This window comes from Actinophytocola sp., assembly GCF_050699935.1.
Classification (GTDB): Bacteria; Actinomycetota; Actinomycetes; order Mycobacteriales; family Pseudonocardiaceae; genus Actinophytocola.
This window is the reverse complement of record NZ_JBOHGB010000278.1, coordinates 1-3521: the sequence shown is the minus strand read 5'-3', so window position 1 is coordinate 3521 and position 3521 is coordinate 1. Positions and strand designations below refer to the sequence as shown.

Genomic DNA, 3521 nt, shown 5'->3' with positions numbered 1-3521 from the left:
CCTCGGTCGGCCACGCCGGGCCGGCGGATGGACGCGCCCGTCGGGGCGGCGGGGCCGCGTGGCGCGCGCCGGGGGTTTCCTGGTCGGGCAGCCGGTGGGCCGCCCGGCCGTTGGAGCCGTGCCCGTTCGATCCGTTCGAGCGGCCCCCGACCCGAGGGCCGTCGGCTTTCGGCTGGTCGTCGTCATCCCACAGCGGGCTCCAGAACCCGGTTCGCTCCTGGGGCTGGGCGTGGTTCGCGGGCGAGTCAGGGTCGTCGCCGGTGGGCCACGCCGGCGAACCGGGGCCTCGCCGGTGGCTACGGTGGTCGTTCACGTACAGGCCTCCCAGAGCGGCGCGATGGGCGGACGCGCCGTGCGGTGGTCATCCACGGCGTCGTGATCGCTCACTCCGCCGCTGTCCTTCTCCGTGGCTTTCTGTCCTCGAGTCCACGCGTTCCCAGGACGTATGACTGCACCAGGTGGTTCCACCCACAGCTGCGACATACCTCCACCACATACACGGTGAACTCCTCGAAAAGGTTCGCCATTCGGGCGAGTTCCTCCGGGGCCCTCGCCGAGCCGGACGCATGCTTCAGCGCGTCACCATAGACCCAGGACACTCCGGTGACGGGCTCCTTGCGGCAGACGGGACACGTCACGTCGCTCGGTGTGCCGTGAAACTTCGCCGCGCGCAGCAGGTAGGGGTTCGCGTCGCACACCTCCATGGTGCCGACGCGGCCGGCGTAAACCTCCGCGAGCAGCGCCTTGCGCTGCAGCGCGTAGTCAACCACCTGCCGCTGTGTTCGCACGACTGACAGCGTACGCGGCGCCGTTATCACGTCGAGATGCTGTTTGGCATAACGGCGCGCGGGCGGTCGGCCACTCTGCGTCGGTTCCGTGACCTGACCAGCGATCATGTCCCACGGTCACGGACGATCACCGGGCGCCCGGACGTCGTGATCAACACCACGTACGCCTCGTGAATACCGCTTTGATGTATCGGCGCGATATAGTGGACGAGTAGGTCAGCAAGCATACGAAGGGGACCTGGTGCTCGAATTCGCGATCCTCGGGCTGTTGCACGAGGAACCGATGCACGGCTACCAGCTGCGCAAACGGCTGAGCGACATGCTCGGCACGTTGCGCGCGTTCTCCTACGGCTCGCTTTACCCCACCCTGCGCCGGCTGCTCAAGGCCGGATTGATCGTCGAGGAGACGCCGCCGCCCGACCCGGACGACCGCGTCGCCAGGACTTGGGGAAAGCGGGCCAAACGGGTCTACAAGCTCACCGCGGAGGGCAAGGAGCGGTTCGCCGAGATGCTCGCCGACGCCGGCCCGCAGGCGTACGACGACGACGGATTCGGCGTACACATGGCGTTCTTCTCCCGTACGCCGGCGGAGATCAGGATGCGCATCCTGGAGGGACGCCGACGGCGGGTGGAGGAGCGGCGCGAGGGCCTGCGGTCGTCGATGGCGCGGGCGGGCGAGCAGATCGACCGCTACACCCGCGAGCTGCACCGGCTCGGGCTGGAGCACAGCGAGCGGGAGGTTCGCTGGCTCAACGAGCTGATCGCGACCGAGCAGAGGGAACAGAAGGAACGGCGAGAGGGCGCCGACTAGGGCGCCGGCAGGTCAGTGCGGATCTGTGACAAGCACATCCGTGGTACGCGCGCGTCCACGGACGGACCCCAAGAGATCGACACAGTGAGGTCGACACAGTGAGAAGGAGAACCGGCATGGGCGAGCAGCGCCGCAGTGTCCGGGTGGCCATCATCGGCGTCGGCAACTGCGCGGCGTCGTTGGTGCAGGGCGTGCACTACTACCGCGACGCCGACCCGGTCTCCCGAGTACCCGGCCTGATGCATGTGCAGTTCGGCGACTACCACGTGCGGGACGTCGAGTTCGTCGCCGCGTTCGACGTGGACGCCAAGAAGGTCGGTCGCGATCTGTCCGAGGCCATCGTCGCGAGCGAGAACAACACGATCAAGATCTGTGACGTGCCGCCGCTCGGGGTGACCGTGCAGCGGGGGCACACGTTCGACGGTCTCGGCGAGTACTACCGCGACATCATCACCGAGTCCGACGAGTCCCCGGTGGACATCGTGGCGGCGCTGCGCGACGCGCGGGCCGACGTGCTGGTGTCCTACCTACCGGTCGGCTCGGAGGAGGCGGACCGGTTCTACGCCCAGTGCGCGATAGACGCCGGGGTGGCGTTCGTCAACGCGCTGCCGGTGTTCATCGCGTCGGACCCCGAGTGGGCGGCCAAGTTCACCGAGGCCGGCGTGCCGATCGTGGGCGACGACATCAAGTCCCAGGTCGGCGCCACGATCACGCACCGGGTGCTGGCCAAGCTCTTCGAGGACCGCGGGGTCGAGCTGCTGCGTACGTACCAGCTCAACTTCGGTGGGAACATGGACTTCATGAACATGCTGGAGCGCAAGCGGCTCCAGTCGAAGAAGGTCTCCAAGACCCAGTCCGTGACCTCCCAGATCCCGCATGAGATGGAGCGCGCTTCCGTCCACATCGGACCGTCGGACCACGTGCCGTGGCTGGACGACCGCAAGTGGGCCTACGTGCGGCTGGAGGGCAAGTCGTTCGGCGACGTGCCGCTGAACCTGGAGTACAAGCTCGAGGTGTGGGACTCGCCCAACTCCGCCGGAGTGATCATCGACGCGGTGCGCGCGGCGAAGATCGCTCTCGACCGGGGCATCGGCGGCCCGATCCGGTCGGCGTCGTCCTACTTCATGAAGTCACCGCCGGAGCAGTACTCGGACTCGGACGCCTACGACGCGGTGGAGAGGTTCATCGCCGGCGAGCTCGACCGCTGACCCGTATCCGCCCGTCCGACTAATCCCCGGAGTCGTGGTAGGCGTCAAGGAGGCGTGAGCACGGCGACCGACAGCACGCGCGAACCCCGCACCGCATCCGGTGCGGGGTTCGGCGCTGTGTCCGGGTCGGCGTTCGAGGCACTGTTCGACGAGTCCTTCGAGGCCATGAAGCGGCTGGCCTACCTGCTCGGCGCGGACGATCCGGAGAACATCGCCCAGGAGGCGTTCGTACGGCTGCACGCCCGGTGGCGGTCGCTCGCGAGCGCGGACGCCGTGTTGCCGTACCTGCGCCGCACGGTGGTCAACTTGTCCCGCTCACGGCTGCGTCACCTGCGCGTGGTGCGCCGGGCGCCCGTCGAGCGACGGCCCGACGCCGAGTCGGCCGAATCCGCGGCGCTCGCCGGCCAGGACCACGACCGGCTCCGCGAGGTGCTCGCCACCTTGCCGCAACGGCAGCGGCAGGTCCTCGTGCTGCGCTACTGGCTCGACCTCGACCAGCGGGAGATCGCCGGGACGCTCGGCATCGCGGTCGGCACCGTGAAGGCCACGACCAGCCATGCCCTCGCGAACCTCCGCAAGGCATGGCCCGACGGGGAGGAACGCTGATGCCCGACATCGAGGACAGGTTGCGCGCCGGGCTGGGCGCCCTCGCCGACGCCGTCGAGCCGAGCGACGCCCCACGCGCCGCGCTCGACCACCGGCTCGCCGCCCGGC

At 69.0% G+C, this 3521-nt stretch carries 5 protein-coding genes; 3 read left to right on the top strand and 2 right to left on the bottom strand.

Annotation, left to right across the window (positions count from 1 at the left end):
* Both ACRDTB_RS37760 and ACRDTB_RS37755 read right to left on the bottom strand, forming a co-directional pair.
* Positions 1-313: hypothetical protein (locus ACRDTB_RS37760; RefSeq protein WP_431437071.1), on the bottom strand; the 313-nt coding region annotated here is incomplete at its 3' end.
* Positions 314-383: 70 nt separating this feature from the next.
* Positions 384-788, bottom strand: a complete 405-nt coding sequence (locus ACRDTB_RS37755; RefSeq protein WP_431437070.1) for a DUF5318 domain-containing protein — start codon at positions 786-788, stop codon at positions 384-386.
* 241 nt (positions 789-1029) lie between these two features.
* Between ACRDTB_RS37755 and ACRDTB_RS37750 the strand changes: the two genes are divergently transcribed.
* The 3 genes from ACRDTB_RS37750 to ACRDTB_RS37740 all read left to right on the top strand — a co-directional run bounded on the left by ACRDTB_RS37750 (position 1030) and on the right by ACRDTB_RS37740 (position 3413).
* Complete coding sequence (locus ACRDTB_RS37750) at positions 1030-1599, top strand: PadR family transcriptional regulator (protein WP_431437069.1); 570 nt, start codon at positions 1030-1032, stop codon at positions 1597-1599.
* Positions 1600-1715: 116 nt separating this feature from the next.
* Positions 1716-2807: an inositol-3-phosphate synthase gene (locus ACRDTB_RS37745; protein WP_431437068.1), complete on the top strand. Its 1092-nt coding sequence runs from the start codon at positions 1716-1718 to the stop codon at positions 2805-2807.
* A 54-nt stretch (positions 2808-2861) separates the two neighbouring features.
* A complete protein-coding gene (locus ACRDTB_RS37740; RefSeq protein ID WP_431437066.1) occupies positions 2862-3413 on the top strand; it encodes an RNA polymerase sigma factor in 552 nt (183 codons plus the stop codon).
* Positions 3414-3521 lie beyond the last annotated feature (108 nt).